Source organism: Mangrovibacterium sp., assembly GCF_041596335.1.
Classification (GTDB): Bacteria; Bacteroidota; Bacteroidia; order Bacteroidales; family Prolixibacteraceae; genus Mangrovibacterium.
In genome coordinates this window covers 21135-36341 of the sequence record NZ_JBFHIT010000019.1, presented here as the reverse complement: position 1 = coordinate 36341, position 15207 = coordinate 21135, and the positions used below count along the sequence as shown (strand labels likewise).

The 15207-nt window shown below is 42.5% G+C and carries 13 protein-coding genes and 1 tRNA gene; 10 read left to right on the top strand and 4 right to left on the bottom strand.

Translation table 11 applies throughout. The features are described from left to right. Positions 1 to 89: 89 nt before the first annotated feature. The 6 genes from ABZD21_RS08625 to ABZD21_RS08600 all read left to right on the top strand — a co-directional run bounded on the left by ABZD21_RS08625 (position 90) and on the right by ABZD21_RS08600 (position 4777). A complete protein-coding gene (locus tag ABZD21_RS08625) occupies positions 90 to 788 on the top strand; it encodes an HAD family hydrolase (protein WP_372774417.1) in 699 nt (232 codons plus the stop codon). 79 nt (positions 789 to 867) lie between these two features. Next, on the top strand, positions 868 to 1671 hold the full coding sequence (locus ABZD21_RS08620) for a DUF2797 domain-containing protein (protein ID WP_372774416.1): 804 nt from the start codon (positions 868 to 870) through the stop codon (positions 1669 to 1671). 180 nt (positions 1672 to 1851) lie between these two features. Then, the gene (locus ABZD21_RS08615; RefSeq protein WP_372774415.1) at positions 1852 to 2865 is read left to right on the top strand and encodes a branched-chain amino acid aminotransferase; all 1014 of its coding nucleotides are present in this window, start codon (positions 1852 to 1854) and stop codon (positions 2863 to 2865) included. A gap of 225 nt (positions 2866 to 3090) precedes the next feature. Next, on the top strand, positions 3091 to 3351 hold the full coding sequence (locus ABZD21_RS08610) for a DUF2007 domain-containing protein (RefSeq protein WP_372774413.1): 261 nt from the start codon (positions 3091 to 3093) through the stop codon (positions 3349 to 3351). A gap of 383 nt (positions 3352 to 3734) precedes the next feature. Further along, the gene (locus tag ABZD21_RS08605) at positions 3735 to 4004 is read left to right on the top strand and encodes a hypothetical protein (RefSeq protein ID WP_372774411.1); all 270 of its coding nucleotides are present in this window, start codon (positions 3735 to 3737) and stop codon (positions 4002 to 4004) included. Positions 4005 to 4093: 89 nt separating this feature from the next. Beyond that, positions 4094 to 4777, top strand: a complete 684-nt coding sequence (locus ABZD21_RS08600; protein WP_372774410.1) for an NAD-dependent deacetylase — start codon at positions 4094 to 4096, stop codon at positions 4775 to 4777. Positions 4778 to 4824: 47 nt separating this feature from the next. Here ABZD21_RS08600 and ABZD21_RS08595 read toward each other — a convergent pair whose 3' ends face one another. Next, positions 4825 to 5520: a ComF family protein gene (locus tag ABZD21_RS08595; protein ID WP_372774409.1), complete on the bottom strand. Its 696-nt coding sequence runs from the start codon at positions 5518 to 5520 to the stop codon at positions 4825 to 4827. A gap of 489 nt (positions 5521 to 6009) precedes the next feature. Here ABZD21_RS08595 and ileS point away from each other — a divergent pair, with 489 nt between their 5' ends. The 4 genes from ileS to ABZD21_RS08575 all read left to right on the top strand — a co-directional run bounded on the left by ileS (position 6010) and on the right by ABZD21_RS08575 (position 10943). After that, positions 6010 to 9462, top strand: coding sequence for an isoleucine--tRNA ligase (gene ileS / locus ABZD21_RS08590; protein WP_372774407.1), 3453 nt, complete (start codon positions 6010 to 6012; stop codon positions 9460 to 9462). Between the two features lie 110 nt (positions 9463 to 9572). Beyond that, positions 9573 to 9950, top strand: a complete 378-nt coding sequence (locus tag ABZD21_RS08585) for a TraR/DksA family transcriptional regulator (protein ID WP_372774406.1) — start codon at positions 9573 to 9575, stop codon at positions 9948 to 9950. A 71-nt stretch (positions 9951 to 10021) separates the two neighbouring features. Next, complete coding sequence (locus ABZD21_RS08580; RefSeq protein ID WP_372774404.1) at positions 10022 to 10687, top strand: lipoprotein signal peptidase; 666 nt, start codon at positions 10022 to 10024, stop codon at positions 10685 to 10687. Positions 10688 to 10869: 182 nt separating this feature from the next. Next, a tRNA-Ile gene (locus tag ABZD21_RS08575) sits at positions 10870 to 10943 on the top strand. 306 nt (positions 10944 to 11249) lie between these two features. On the opposite strand, the gene ABZD21_RS08570 is transcribed toward ABZD21_RS08575, so the two are convergent. Genes ABZD21_RS08570 through ABZD21_RS08560 form a run of 3 tightly spaced genes read right to left on the bottom strand, consistent with a single transcriptional unit; the run spans position 11250 to position 15166 of the window. Next, positions 11250 to 13004: a response regulator gene (locus ABZD21_RS08570; RefSeq protein WP_372774402.1), complete on the bottom strand. Its 1755-nt coding sequence runs from the start codon at positions 13002 to 13004 to the stop codon at positions 11250 to 11252. A gap of 12 nt (positions 13005 to 13016) precedes the next feature. Then, the gene (locus ABZD21_RS08565; protein WP_372774401.1) at positions 13017 to 13412 is read right to left on the bottom strand and encodes a response regulator; all 396 of its coding nucleotides are present in this window, start codon (positions 13410 to 13412) and stop codon (positions 13017 to 13019) included. Next, positions 13409 to 15166: an ATP-binding protein gene (locus tag ABZD21_RS08560; protein WP_372774400.1), complete on the bottom strand. Its 1758-nt coding sequence runs from the start codon at positions 15164 to 15166 to the stop codon at positions 13409 to 13411. The genes ABZD21_RS08565 and ABZD21_RS08560 overlap by 4 nt, the downstream gene beginning before the upstream one ends. Positions 15167 to 15207 lie beyond the last annotated feature (41 nt).

The window sequence follows — 15207 nt, the reverse complement described above, 5'->3', positions numbered from 1 at the left end:
CGATCCTGTTTCATTCCTGATGATCTTTGTACATTTGGCTTTGCAGATCCGGTTCCAAATTTTTGGAATAGGTAAAAAAAATGATTGACATGAGTTTGAATGATGTGAAAGTGATCGCATTTGATGCCGATGATACCTTGTGGGAAAATGAAAACTTTTTTCGGGATGCGGAACGCGAGTTTTGCAGGGTGATGAGCGAATACGAGAGCTATGATAATCTGATGATGGAGCTGTTCAAAGTCGAAATCCAGAATCTGGAATTGTACGGTTACGGAGTGAAAGCCTTCATTTTGTCGCTCATCGAAACAGCACTGAAGGTATCGGATCGGAAAGTTAGACCGGAGCAAATTGAAGCCATTGTGGCGATCGGGAAAGAAATGCTGGAGGAAGATGTCGTTTTGCTCGATAGTATTGTCGATCTGCTAGATAAGCTCTACGGAAAGTACCGGTTGGTGGTGGCAACCAAAGGTGATTTGCTCGATCAGGAGCGGAAACTAAAAAAGTCGGGTTTGTTGAAGTATTTCCACCATATTGAAATAATGACCCATAAAAAACAGGAGAATTACCTGGAGTTGCTGAACCATCTGGATATACCGGCCGAGCAATTGTTGATGGTTGGCAACTCATTGAAATCGGATGTGTTGCCGGTAATCGAGCTGGGGGGATATGCAGCTCATATTCCGTATCACACAACTTGGCTGTTCGAGCAAATGAATCCGGAAGACATCAAAAGCGATCGATTTTTTGAACTGAAACAAATTCATGATGTTCTGGACTTATTTAGTTGACCCGGCAATCCGGTAATGAAACCTTTCTAGCTTGGTCCCGAAATCTTTTTCTAGTTGTCTTTTTTTACTTAATAAATACATGGAATACCAGGGAAATATTTTAAAAATGCGCTCCGAACTGGCCGATACCGTCCAGTATTATTTTCGAATTGGCGATCAGGAAGTGCCAATGAATGAATTGATTGGGATGCAAATTCGTATGCAGTTCGACGGACAGATTAACTGTATCAGCTGTGGCAAGCGCACAAAGACCTCCTTTAGCCAGGGGTTTTGTTACTCCTGCCTTCAAACAGCTCCCGAGGCGAGTGAAACAGTCATGCGTCCGGAATTGTCGAAATCGCATTTGGGGATCGCCCGCGATATGGAATGGGCCAAAGAACACGACCTGATTGACCATATCGTGTATTTGGCAGTTTCGAGTGAATTGAAAGTTGGGGTTACGCGCCACCACCAAGTACCAACCCGTTGGATTGATCAAGGAGCTTCGTTCGCTATTCGGGTGGCACAAACGCCCAATCGTCACATCGCCGGAGTGATGGAGGTTTTCCTGAAGAAATATTTCACCGATAAAACCAACTGGCGCGATATGTTGAAGAATAACGTAGCCGAACATTTCAACCTTCCGGAGGAAAAAGAAAAGCTGCTTTCGCTTTTGCCATCCGAGTTACGGCAGTACCGTTCTGCGAACAATGATGTTGTTAGCCTAAACTATCCTGTTTTGGAGTATCCGATGAAGTTAAATAGTCTTTCTTTTGATAAACAGTCGGTTATTGAGGGTGAATTGAAAGGGATAAAAGGGCAATATTTAATTCTGGATCAGGATCGCGTATTGAACATTCGAAAACATAACGGCTACTTTTTACGTCTGACAACTCACTCGTAACAGTACATTTTTGGCGGGATTTAATTGAGGAGAGCGGGTGTGAGTTTTGTAAATGCTTGTTTCTGAATCTGTTTGTAGAACATTAAAATTTCCCCGGAATAACAGCATACGTCTTTTATTCTCCGCGTTTTTTTTCGTTAATTTGACCTTTGAATAAGGCTGTCTAATTTGATTTTAACTATGGAAAATCTTGACTGGAAAAATATAGGTTTTGGCTACCGAAAAACCAATTATAATATCCGTTGCTGGTATAAAAACGGTCAATGGGGTCCTTTGGAAGTTAGTGACTCGGAATACCTGAATTTGCACATGGCGTCTACTTGTCTGCATTACGGGCAAGAGGCTTTTGAAGGACTGAAGGCTTTCACCGGTAACGACGGTAAAGTTCGGATTTTCCGGATGGAAGACAATGCCCGTCGGATGCAATCGTCAAGCGATGGTATTTTGATGGCTCATGTGCCTGTCGATTTATTTTGCGAGGCGGTTAAGCTGGCGGTTAAAAAGAACCTTGAATTTGTGCCTCCCTATGGGTCGGGAGCTGCACTCTATATTCGTCCGTTGCTGATTGGCACCGGAGCTGAAATTGGTGTGAAACCTTCTGCTGAATACCTTTTCCTGATATTTGTAATGCCTGTTGGACCCTATTTCCCCGAAGGGTTTAAACCAACCGAGCTGGTTATTATGCGTAAGTACGATCGCGCCGCGCCGCAGGGAACCGGTAAGTACAAAGTGGGGGGTAATTATGCCGCCAGTTTAGTTGCAGGGAAAAAAGCCAAAGAAGGGCACTATTCAGCAGTGCTGTATCTCGATTCGCGCGAGAAAAAGTACATCGATGAATGTGGACCGGCCAACTTCTTCGCGATAAAAAACAACACCTATGTGACACCACTTTCCGATTCAGTTCTACCGTCCATCACTAATATGAGTTTGATGCAGCTGGCTGAAGATATCGGATTAAAAGTGGAGCGCCGTAAAGTTCCGGTTGAAGAGCTCGAGGAGTTTGAGGAGGTGGGTGCCTGCGGAACAGCCGCCGTTATTTCGCCAATCAAACGGATTTACGATGAAGACCTGGACAAAGAGTACCTGTACGGATTTGATCCGGGGCCATGGAGTACAAAATTGTTTCAAAAGTTGCAGGGAATTCAATACGGCGACGAGCCCGATCACCATGGCTGGACAACCATTGTAGAATAATTTAAAAAAATAACCATACTGAAACCTCATCTCTTGCCGGATGAGGTTTTTTTGTACTTCCATTCCCGGAGATTCGGGCAATTTCTTTGGTTAGCGAACCTGTTTTTTGGTTTGAAGGTGAAAATGGCTGCTAAAGAACAGGTAGCTCTGTGAACATAACTAATTCATTTAGTGCTTTAAAACAAATAAATTAGGAAGTAATTACAGACTTTAAACCCATGTACTATGAAACCAAAACATCCTGATCGTGAGATTTTACCAATCGAGGTTTTTGCCGGTACCAACCTACAGGCTTCCATGTTAAAAAGTATGTTGGATGATGCCGGAGTTTATTCTTTCCTGAAAGACCCAATAACTGGGACGTTAACCCCATGGCAGACAGATTCCGGAGGTGTTGGTGCTGTAAAGGTTATCGTAGCCAACAGAGACTTGGATGATGCACGTGAAGTTGTAGATAAGTTCGTTAAAAACATGCAAGCGAACTGAATGGTTGAAGTGAGATAGTCAAGTATTCATACAAGAACAATAGTAAGAGCCGGGTTTCCGGCTCTTTTTTTTGCAGTCGTTGCCTGCTTTGTCGTGGTGAAATTGGTGGTTGCCGGACCGTTTGCAGGAAAAGCTATTTTTTGTAAGTCAACGTCCATTGAATCATCGAACTGGAATTTGCCCGGCGAATTCTAGTTCCAGGGAGAGGGGTTCTTGTTGGGTGATGAGGTGTTGAACGGATTTTAGATTTGTAGAGATCATAAATCTCTATTTGCTTACCCGACTGTTTCAAAACAGGTAAATTGCCAATCTATGAAACAATATTTATGTACTAATAATTGGTATATTGAGAGCCATATTATAGACTTAAGATGGAGGATATTATGAAACCAACAAATTCTGTTCAAACCATTATTCCTGTCGAAGTATTTACAGGTACGAGTCTTCAGGCATCCATGTTGAAAATTATGCTGGATAATGCCCGGATTTATTCCTTCTTGAAAAATGATACGGTGGAAAACAAAGATCTATGGTGGAGCGGGCATGAAGCCAGTGGGGCCGTAAAAGTGATCGTTTCCAGTTCAAATGTAGAAGAAGCGCATGAGATTGTTAAAAAGTTTGTTAATCAGCGTGTAGACGAACTAAATGTTTGAAGGTTGATTTCAAAGATTTGTAAAAAGAGATGATACAGGGCCGGTTTTCCGGCCCTTACTTTTTAACTTTAGCCAAAAATGAATCGTAAATGAAAAAATTAGTCGTTTTATCGGGCGCCGGAATGAGTCAGGAGAGTGGCTTGCGTACTTTTCGCGATATGGGTGGATTGTGGGAAGAGTATGATGTGATGGATGTGGCAACTCCCGAAGCATGGCAACGGAATCCGGAATTGGTGAATCGATTCTATAACGATCGTCGAAAGCAGTTGCTGGACTGTGAACCGAATTTGGGGCATCAGCTTTTAGCTGGTCTACAGGAGGATTTTGATGTGCAGATCATCACTCAGAATGTCGATGATTTGCATGAACGTGCCGGAAGTCGGAAGGTGATTCATTTGCACGGAGAGTTGAAGAAAGTCCGCAGTTCAATTGATCCCGAGCTGATTTTTGATTTAGATGGATGGGAATTGAAATTAGGTGCGAAATGCCCTAAAGGGAGTCAGCTGCGTCCGCATATTGTTTGGTTTGGCGAGGCTGTTCCGGCGATGGATGAAGCTGTTGAAATTACTTCGCAGGCCGATATTTTTGTCGTCATTGGTACCTCGCTTAATGTATACCCCGCAGCAGGGCTGGTTCACTATACACCATCCAATTGCCCGGTCTTTATCATCGATCCCGAACGACCGGCCTTGAAAGTCAAAGGGGTCACATTTATTGAAGAAAAGGCTGGAGCCGGAATGCAAAAGTTGATCGATCTGTTGGCAAATTTATAACGGCCAGACCTGCTGCCAGATTATTAAATCATATATGTCGCTAATGGTCAGGCAATCGCCAGTGTCAACACACTTATCCTGGCTTTGCATTGCCCGTGAATAGTGGTCGCGCAGGCTTCAAGAGTGGCGCCGGTTGTCACTACATCGTCAACCAAAATCAGATGTTTGTCAGCGAATTTTGTCGGATCTCTCAGACAGAAAATTCCATCGACATTTTGCCAGCGCTCCCAGCGCGATTTGCGCGTTTGGGTGGAGGTGTGGGTGGCTCGGATCAGGTTGGTATTGTCGAGCGGAATGCCGAGTGATTCAGATAGGCCCAGGGCAATGTGGAAACTCTGATTGTAGCCCCGTTTTCGTTCCTTTTTAGGGTGCAGCGGCACGGGGCAGATATAATCTGCCGACTGAAGGTCGTTGTCTTTTTTTAGGCTCATTCCAAAGCGCTTACCCATATAACTGCCCAGTTCTTTTTGTCCCCGGTACTTTAGTTCATGTAGAATATTTTGGTATTCGCTGCCCTTTTTAAATTCGAAAAAGGCACATGCGCGATCAACCGAAACACGCCCATAGAAGAGTTGTTCCATCGGGTTTTCGCGAACAGCATGGTGATTGGTTCTCGGGAGGTGCAAAAGGCATTGTAGACAAAGGAATTCTTCGTGTTGAATGAGCTTTTGTCCGCAAACGACACAATTTCGCGGAAAAATGAGTTCAACGAATTGCTGGAAGCTATGAGTTATCGCATTCATGGGGTCGAATTTTAACCATAAGTTACGAAAAATGACATTTAGCCGATTCAGTGTTAAGAATGAACTAAGATAGCCAACAATAAATTTAACAAAAGGTTGATTGTCTGATAAACAAGAGATAAGGTTTGGTGTGATGAAACATCTTACTTTTAAGCCATCAACAAGTTGCTAAAGAGAACGGCATTGGAGGATTATTTTTCGAATGTTCAGTTGCCTTTATCACTTTTGTTGACCTGTCGTGAAATCACGCTGCACAGTGTCGTGTTTTCACAAATTATTCTTCCCCTTCCCAAGCTTTATTATTCCCAAAGGTTGCTTATTTCGGCAACCTTTTTATTTAAGAGGCACATTGAGAGGTTGTTGGTGTGGTTTTCCCGATGCAGATTTCCCCTGCGTTAAATGCGTTCATCGATTGATCGATTGGGGTTACGATAGTTAAAAAATTCCTATATTTGTGGGATTTTTAAAATAGGTAAAAATAGGATTCTAATGAGCGATAAATTCCGCGAATACAAGCATTTAGATCTCTCTCAGATCAATAAAGATGTACTGAACAGCTGGGAGGAAGATGATACCTTTCATAAAAGTATTTCAACCCGGGAAGGGAACCCGACATTCGTTTTTTACGAAGGGCCGCCATCGGCTAACGGAATGCCGGGAATTCACCATGTGATGGCCCGCGCCATTAAGGACACATTTTGCCGCTACAAAACCATGAAAGGCTTTCGGGTTCACCGGAAAGCAGGCTGGGATACCCACGGCTTACCTGTTGAGCTGAGCGTCGAAAAATCGCTTGGCATTACCAAAGAGGATATCGGAACTAAAATTACCGTTGAAGAATACAATGCAGCTTGTCGCCGCGAGGTGATGAAATATACCAAAGAATGGGAGCAACTAACACGTCAAATGGGCTATTGGGTGAATATGGACGATCCGTATATCACTTACGATAATCGCTACATTGAGTCGGTTTGGTGGTTGTTGAAACAACTGTTCGACAAGAATTTGCTCTACAAAGGCTATACCATTCAACCTTATTCGCCTGCTGCCGGAACGGGTTTGAGCTCTCACGAGCTAAATCAACCGGGTTGCTACCGCGATGTGAAGGATACAACCGCTGTTGCTCAGTTTTCAGTGATCCGTGATGCTAAATCCGAATTCCTGTACGATGGAGTGGAGTCGCCTCTTTATTTCATGGCCTGGACAACTACCCCATGGACATTGCCTTCCAATACCGCTCTTTGTGTTGGGCCCCGGATAACCTATGTGAAGGTGAAATCCTTCAACCCGTATACCGGAGAACCAATGACGGTAATTCTGGCCAAAGATCTGCTGTATAGTCATTTCGATCCGAAGAATACCGACATCGATTTTGAAGACTACAAGCCTGGCGACAAGAAAATTCCTTACGAAGTAATGGGCGAGTACACCGGTGAAGAATTGGCTGGCGTAAATTATGAGCAGCTGATTAACTGGGTGAAACCGAATGGCGATGCCTTTCGGGTAATTACCGGCGATTTTGTGACCACTGAAGATGGTACCGGTATCGTACATATTGCGCCAACGTTTGGTGCCGATGACGACCGGGTGGCCAAACAAAACGGCATTGCCCCGTTGTTGGTGATTGATAAGGATGGAAAAAATCAGCCGCTGGTGGATAGAACCGGACGTTTCTTCCGCATTGAAAAGATGGACGAGACCTTTGTGGCGAGTCAGGTAAATACCGCAAGCTATGCGGAATTCAGCGGCCGTTATGTGAAGAATGAATACGACGATTCACTCGACGAAAGCTACTCAACCGTTGACGTTGACATCTCGGTGATGCTAAAAAAAGAAAGCAAAGCGTTCAAAGTTGAAAAACACGAGCACAGCTATCCGCATTGCTGGCGAACCGATAAACCGGTGCTCTATTATCCGCTCGATAGCTGGTTTGTGCGCACAACGGCGGTGAAAGATAAACTGATCGCTTTGAATAACACCATCAACTGGAAGCCACAATCGACCGGAACAGGACGTTTTGGGAACTGGCTTGAGAATTTGGTCGACTGGAATCTGAGTCGTTCTCGATTCTGGGGAACTCCACTTCCGATTTGGCGAACAGAAGATGGTGAGCAAACCAAGTGTTTTGGCTCCGTTGAGGATTTATATGCTGAAATTGAAAAAGCAGTCGCAGCCGGAGTGATGACCAAAAATCCGTACGAAGGATTTGTTCCCGGTGATTTTGAGAATTCAAATTATGACAAAATAGACCTGCATCGTCCTTATGTCGACGATATTGTGCTGGTTGCCGATAATGGTGAGAAGATGTTTCGCGAGCCAGATTTGATTGATGTTTGGTTCGATTCGGGTGCAATGCCTTATGCGCAAAACCATTATCCGTTCGAAAACAAAGAAAAATACCAACCGTCAGAAGGGCGTGGAGTGTTCCCGGCCGATTTTATCGCCGAGGGAGTTGACCAAACTCGTGGTTGGTTCTTTACCCTGCATGCCATCGCTACCATGATTGATGAATCGGTTGCTTTCCGAAACATCATCTCAAATGGGTTGGTGCTCGATAAAAACGGGAATAAAATGTCGAAACGCCTGGGTAATGCTGTCGATCCGTTTGAGACCATTGAGAAATATGGTTCCGATCCGTTGCGCTGGTATATGCTCACCAATTCGCAGCCTTGGGATAACCTTAAGTTTGATGTTGGCGGAGTAGATGAAGTCCGACGTAAATTCTTCGGAACGCTTTACAATACTTATAACTTCTTTGCCCTGTACGCAAATATCGATGGTTTCCGTTTCCAGGAAGATGAGCTTCCGGTGGCGGAACGTCCGGAATTAGACCGATGGGTTATTTCGTTGTTGAACACGCTTGTGAAGGAAGTGGGCGAAAGTCTCGAAAACTATGAGCCAACCCGCGCCGGACGTGCAATTTCTGAATTTGTGAACGAGAACCTTAGCAATTGGTTTGTGCGCTTGAGCCGTAAACGTTATTGGGGTGGAGAATATGACAAGGATAAAATTTCGGCCTACCAAACCCTGTACACTTGTTTGGTAACAGTAGCTAAACTGTCGGCTCCGCTGGCTCCTTTCTATTCCGATTTGTTGTATACCGATCTCAATAAGCTGACAGGCAGAGAAACTGACCAAAGTGTACACCTGACTGAATTCCCGACTGCAAATGAGGCGTTGATCGACAAAGATCTGGAGCAGAAAATGGATATCGCGCAACGGGCCTCATCCATGATCCTGGGATTGCGTCGCAAGGAAAAACTGAAAGTGCGTCAGCCGCTGGCAAAAATTATGGTTCCAGTGCTGAATGCCCGGTTTAAAGAGCAGTTTGAAGCAGTTGAAGATATTATTCTTTCCGAAGTGAACGTGAAGGAAGTAGAATATCTGACCGATACCGCCGGGGTCATAAAAAAGAAGATAAAGCCGAACTTTAAAACTCTTGGGCCCAAGTATGGCAAAATTATGAAGCAAATTGCTGCTTCGGTCGCACAATTCAACCAAGATGACATTTCAAGTTTGGAGAAAACCGGTCATTTCAATCTAAATATTGGTGGGCAGGATGTTGTTTTGTCACCCGAAGATGTTGATATTACAACCGAGGATATCGAAGGATGGACGGTTTCCAGCGAAGGTGAGCTAACTATCGCCTTAGATATTCATATCAACGAGGAACTAAAACAAGAGGGGATTGCCCGCGAGTTTATTAACAAAATTCAAAATATCCGTAAGGACAGCAATTTTGAGGTAACCGATCGCATCTCTCTGAAGATCCTGAAACATGATTATTACACTGAAGCCCTGATGAACTATAAAGAGTACATCAGTACGCAAACTTTATCAGCAGAGCTTTTATTGGTCGATGAGATGGAAAATGGTCAAGGCCAGTTGGTTGAAATTGATCAGGATGTTGAGGCTCGTATTTTTGTTAAAAAAAAGGCATAATTTGACCGTCTGGCAAGCAAAACCGGAGGTCGGATGTCAAATATATTTTTTAATTTAGAGACCGAATGAAAGATCATTCGGTGGAACTAACGAACTAAAAAATTTTTGGTATGGCAGAAAAGACCAGATATTCGGATGCTGAACTTGCAGAATTCAAAGAGCTCATTTTAGGTAAGCTTGCGAAAGCTCAAAAAGACTATGAGTTGTATAAGAATTCGATTACGCTCAGCGATGGGAATGACACCCAGGATACTTCACCAACGTTTAAAGTTTTGGAAGAAGGAGCTGCTACATTGTCAAAAGAAGAAGCCGGGAAACTGGCACAGCGTCAATTGAAATTTATTCAACATTTGCAAGCCGCACTGATTCGCATTGAGAATAAAACATTTGGAATTTGCCGCGAAACCGGCAAGCTGATTTCAAAAGAACGGTTACGCGCCGTGCCTCATGCAACCCTAAGTATCGAAGCTAAAAACAGTCAGAAGTAGATCGAAAGCAATAGCAAGATATGATTGGGAGATTCATTCTTCCAATCTTTTTTTTATGAATTCAAATGAACATGTCAAAACTACAAAAGTCAGTTCTGATCATCGTCGCGGTGCTTTTAATTGACCAAATTTTAAAATTCTGGATCAAGACCAATATGTTTCTGGGGCAAGAGTTTTCAGTCTTCGGAAATTGGTTCATCATTCATTTTGTTGAAAACAACGGAATGGCTTTTGGCTTTGAGTTTGCCGGAGAATACGGGAAAATATTCCTTAGTTTATTTCGCATTGTTGCCGTTGTTGGAATCGCCTGGTATATGCTGAAATTGGTAAAGCGAGACGACATACCGATGGGATTCATTGCCTGTGTTGCGCTAATATTTTCCGGAGCGGTTGGTAATATTATCGATAGTATCTTCTATGGAATGATTTTTAGCGATAGTTACGGACAAGTAGCAAGTCTTTTTCCCGATGGCGGTGGCTATGCCAGTTTTCTGCATGGCAAGGTTGTTGATATGTTCTATTTCCCACTGTTTTCCGGACACTACCCTTCGTGGGTTCCGGGTATTGGCGGGCAGGAGTTTTTATTTTTCCGACCTGTTTTCAATGTTGCCGATTCAGCCATTACCGTTGGTATCTTTTCCGTTATTCTCTTCTATTGGCGTCTTTTTAGCCGGTTAGACCAGGAGAATGAAGAAGGCGCACCTGAATCGTCAGGTACATCGGAAACGAATGACTAGTAAGCTTTGGGCCGGGAAACTGAATTTTGAAATTTTGCTTGTGTTTTTAGTTCGAATGTCGTAAACTTGCAGACCGAAATTCAGAGGCCGGAAGTATGCGTGTCTCGATTGAAGGGATGACTCAGTTCAGAGAGTCGAAAATAAAATTGAAATTAGCAGAAAATATTTTTCTTAAATATTTAGGGCCTATAGCTCAGTTGGTTAGAGCACCTGACTCATAATCAGGTGGTCCCTGGTTCAAGCCCAGGTGGGCCCACTTAATTATCGAGCAGTTACAAATTAGTTTTTGTAGCTGCTTTTTGTTTTCACGCCTACTGAACACAGAATTCGGCAAATTGGGGGCGACGAAAGAAAGATTAGGAATTGAAAACCCTGAATTCTCAGGAACGGAAGCAATCCGGCAGACATAAGTGGGATGGATGATTTGGATTTTTTACTGGCGTTAAGAGATTGACCATACCAAATCATTGTTGAGAGCATTGAAAACGAGACGCTATAGACGCTGGACAACAGCTGCATGGGATAGAAATTTCAAAAAGGTACAACCGGCAATAATTCGGTTTCAACCCGTGGCCATTTTGGGCGATAAATGTTTGGAAATGAGTTGAAATAACTCCGTACTTTTTATTGGTTTTGAAATGTAATCAATACAACCGCATTCCAGGGCTTTTTCCTTGTCACCGGAAAAGGCATATGCTGTTTGAGCGATAATTGGCAGATCGTGGCGGAATTCCATAATTTTCTTTGTTGCCTCAATTCCATCCATTACTGGCATTTTCATATCCATTAATACCAGGTCAATCGCTGTTTTGGTTCTGCATATATTTACCGCTTCTTCTCCATTTATGGCTCTGATAACATTAATTTTCTCCTTCTTCAAAACATAGTCTATCAGTTTAAAGTTTGTGTCTATGTCTTCAGCCACAAGAATAGTAAGGCCGGCAAAATTTTTGTCGTGGCAACTAAATCCATTCTTAACTACTAAAGGCTCCTGATTTATCGGTTTATAAGGTATTGTAAAGAAGAAAGTTGATCCTTCATTGGGGTTGGATTCCACCCACATCGTTCCGCCCAAAAGCTCCACGTAGGCTTTCGAAATAGCTAAGCCGAGACCGGTGCCGCCTTTTTCTCTGTTCAATTTGGTGTCCACTTGCCGGAATCGCTCGAAGATGAGTTCGTGAAACTCTTTTGGTATGCCAATACCGGTATCGCGCACATAAAACAAGATGTCGGTGTTTTTTCTCAATGAATATCCGAGTTCAATAGTACCGGATGGCGTATTTTTAATGGCATTAGTGATCAGGTTGGTTAATATCTGATTTAACTTTACTTCGTCCGTGATACAAGTTAACTCCTTGTCGAATCCAGTTTTAATAAATTTAAGATCGTTTTTGTTGGCCATATTTCGCAGGAAGATCGCGTGCAGATTTGCCTGCAATTTATGAATCATACAGCCTGATAATACCGGTTTAATTTGCTTGGAGTCTAATTTCGATATTTCAACAATATCGGTGATAATATTCATCAGTTGGAAGCTGCATTTTTCAATGATTTCCATTGCTTCCGCTTTCAATGATTCGTCTGTGTCGGGTGCTTTTAAGAGTTCTACAAAACCGATAATTCCATTCATTGGAGTTCTGATTTCGTGTGAGATATTGGCCATAAAAGCTGATTTAAGTTGGTCGCTTTCTTCGGCCTTTTGCTTTGCGATATTCAATTCATGGGTTCTGATTTCGATGAGCTTCTCCAGATTATTCCGGTGATTTTCAAGTTCTTCATTTTTTAGGCTTATCTCTTGTTGATTTTCAAGAAGCAATAAATTCATGTTTTGCAGTTCCTGGGTTCGCTGTTCAACTTTTTTCTCCAGTGATTGGCTCAATTCGCGCAATTCTTTGTTTTGGCGTTGCAGCGTAAGTTCCTGATCATAACTTTTAATCGCTTGCTCAATCGTGAGTGTCAGGTCGTGGTTTTCCCAAGGTTTCGGAATGTACCTGAAAAGGTTTGCATTGTTGATAGAGTTTGTGACTCCTTCGATCGTAGCCTGTCCGGTTAATAGGATGTTTAGTATTTGTGGGTTCTTTTTATGACTTAGTTCTAAGAATTCATCTCCTTTTATCCCAGGCATAGCATAGTCCGAAATGATTATCGGAATCTCATAACCAGATGCCAATAGCTCATCGATTGTTTCCAGTGCTTCAGCTGCATGTTCCGCTGTTTCGATAATATATTGATCACCAAAAGAGTTTTTCAACTCAGATTTAAGCGCATTTAAGACAATTTTCTCGTCGTCGACACAAAAAATTATTCTTTTTTTCATAGTAAACACATTTTAAGTATGCACCAAACAAGAATCGATGGTCGAGATCAATTCACTTTCAATCCAGGGTTTTCTAATGCACCGAAACAAATTGCCTTCTTTTTTTGATCGTTTAACAGATTCCGGATCTGCATGACCCGTCAACATGATGTTTAACGTCAGCGGATATTTTTGATGCACCAGGTACAAAAATTCATCCCCTTTTATAACAGGCATAAACCAGTCTGTAATGATGACTAATTTAATGTCCTTATCCACCATTATTTCATCAATAATTTCCAGCGCTTCAGCTGCACTTTCGGCTGTTTCATATAAAAATGAATTTCCGTAGTATTCCTTCAGCTGAGCCTTGATGGAGTCCAGAATTATTTTTTCATCATCCACGCAAAGAATTACATTTTTACTCATGACGCGCTATTTAATTGGGTTTGAGCATTCACTTCAATTGGGAGGTATACCAGGAATGTAGTTTCCCCCGGTTTACTTTCCACTTCAATATTTCCATTATGTTTCTCGATAATTCGTTTTACAATATCCAGCCCCATGCCGCTTCCCTCACCTGAAGGCTTGGTGCTAAAGAATGGTTTGAAAATTTGATCCTTTATCTCCGGAGGGATTCCTTTTCCACTGTCGGTAATAGAAACAACAATATCCTTTTCTTTGGTATATACTCTGATATCCATTTTTCCCTGAAGCTCCATCGCATAAATTGAATTGTGAATAATGTTGGTCCAAACCTGATGGAGTTCTTCCGGGTAGCAAAGTATTTCAGGAATATCGTCGAAGGTTTTTGTAACTTCAACACCTTGTTTAATTTGGTTGTAATAAAGGGTCAGAACCGTTTCTATCCCATCAATTACATTGGCATATATCTTTTCATCAGAGTGCCCAATTCGGGCAAAATTTTTGAGTGCAAATACAACTTTCGAAGCTTTGGCAGCTGCAAACTCGATGTTTCCTCTGCTTCGCTGAAGCCCTGAAAGTTTGTAAGCCATATCAACAATTTCGTCACTTTGTTCAGCTGTTAGCAGGTCGAGATAGTTTTCCACATTGGTGTAAATTAACATGTCAACCAATGAGTCGGCAACGGAATAGGCGTTTTTAACCTGGTGTTCCTCGAGTGTTTTTATAATGGCTTTTTTATAGGTTCGCTCTTCTTTTGAAGTCAGCATGACCTGATTATTCAGCGAGTCCCTTGTAAGGTTAAAAAACGATTCCTTAAGAGGGGCAGGTAAGCGCGAAATAAATTCAGGATAATCCCTTAACAGGAAATTTAGGGAACTTTTGATGTTTTCGACTGACGAACGGATGGCGCCCAGAGGTGTGTTTATTTCATGTGCAATACCAGCGACCAACTGGCCAAGCGCTGCCATTTTTTCAGCATCGATCAGTTTTCGCTGTGTATTGGTCAGGTCATCGAGCGCATTCGAAAGTTCAGTAGTCCTAAGTTTTAGCGATTCCTCCCGGATGTAGATTTGTTCGAGCATGTTGTTGTATTCATCCACTAATATCCCGATTTCATCGTTCCCATACTTCTCAACGCGAAGCTGGTAGTCGCCTTCCGCAGTGATTTTTTTGGTTGCATTGGTTAGTTTCAGGATCGGGTCAGACAGAATTCGCTGGAGCGCCAAAGCAAGGATGTAATTAACCAATAGCAGTCCGGCAAGCAAATACAGCATGGTGTACAGGTAGCTCGTTATTTTAGCGCCTAGCTCCTCGGTGGATACCTGGAGATAAATGGTTCCGGCAAATTCATTGTCGTATTTGATGGTTTGAAAAATGTGCAGATAATTGTCTTTAAAATAGCTTCCGGAATTCTTGATGTCACTGGGATGAATGTCGATTTTGTTCTCTTGAGGATTGAATTCCGCGAAGATTTCGTTTTTGTTATTGTACACGATTCCAACTTCAATCGACGGAATGCTTTTTAGTTTTTCCAACGTTTCATTCGCGTTTTCAGAGACATCGAATGCCAGCGGAACTGCGCTAAACTCACCAATCAGGTTGGCATTGATGTTGGCATTGCTTATCATGTCTTGCTTGTAATCCGAAATATTCCGCACAATCATATACGAAAAACCAATCAATAGCGACAGCAATGAAACCAATTGGATAATCAGGATCATTTTCAGTTTTATCGACAGGTTTTTGAATAAGTTCATAATTTCTGTATCAGTGAGTTAGCTCTGTTGTTTTTCCTTTG

What these genes read in the sequence shown, in the direction of transcription:
- ABZD21_RS08600 (WP_372774410.1), top strand. Translation starts at nt 4,094, where the DNA reads ATGAAAAAATTAGTCGTTTTATCGGGCGCCGGAATGAGTCAGGAGAGT.
- ABZD21_RS08585 (WP_372774406.1), top strand. Translation starts at nt 9,573, where the DNA reads ATGGCAGAAAAGACCAGATATTCGGATGCTGAACTTGCAGAATTCAAA.
- ABZD21_RS08605 (WP_372774411.1), top strand. Translation starts at nt 3,735, where the DNA reads ATGAAACCAACAAATTCTGTTCAAACCATTATTCCTGTCGAAGTATTT.
- ABZD21_RS08610 (WP_372774413.1), top strand. Translation starts at nt 3,091, where the DNA reads ATGAAACCAAAACATCCTGATCGTGAGATTTTACCAATCGAGGTTTTT.
- ABZD21_RS08580 (WP_372774404.1), top strand. Translation starts at nt 10,022, where the DNA reads ATGTCAAAACTACAAAAGTCAGTTCTGATCATCGTCGCGGTGCTTTTA.
- ABZD21_RS08615 (WP_372774415.1), top strand. Translation starts at nt 1,852, where the DNA reads ATGGAAAATCTTGACTGGAAAAATATAGGTTTTGGCTACCGAAAAACC.
- ABZD21_RS08560 (WP_372774400.1), bottom strand. Translation starts at nt 15,166, where the DNA reads ATGAACTTATTCAAAAACCTGTCGATAAAACTGAAAATGATCCTGATT.
- ABZD21_RS08595 (WP_372774409.1), bottom strand. Translation starts at nt 5,520, where the DNA reads ATGAATGCGATAACTCATAGCTTCCAGCAATTCGTTGAACTCATTTTT.
- ABZD21_RS08565 (WP_372774401.1), bottom strand. Translation starts at nt 13,412, where the DNA reads ATGAGTAAAAATGTAATTCTTTGCGTGGATGATGAAAAAATAATTCTG.
- ileS (WP_372774407.1), top strand. Translation starts at nt 6,010, where the DNA reads ATGAGCGATAAATTCCGCGAATACAAGCATTTAGATCTCTCTCAGATC.
- ABZD21_RS08570 (WP_372774402.1), bottom strand. Translation starts at nt 13,004, where the DNA reads ATGAAAAAAAGAATAATTTTTTGTGTCGACGACGAGAAAATTGTCTTA.
- ABZD21_RS08620 (WP_372774416.1), top strand. Translation starts at nt 868, where the DNA reads ATGGAATACCAGGGAAATATTTTAAAAATGCGCTCCGAACTGGCCGAT.
- ABZD21_RS08625 (WP_372774417.1), top strand. Translation starts at nt 90, where the DNA reads ATGAGTTTGAATGATGTGAAAGTGATCGCATTTGATGCCGATGATACC.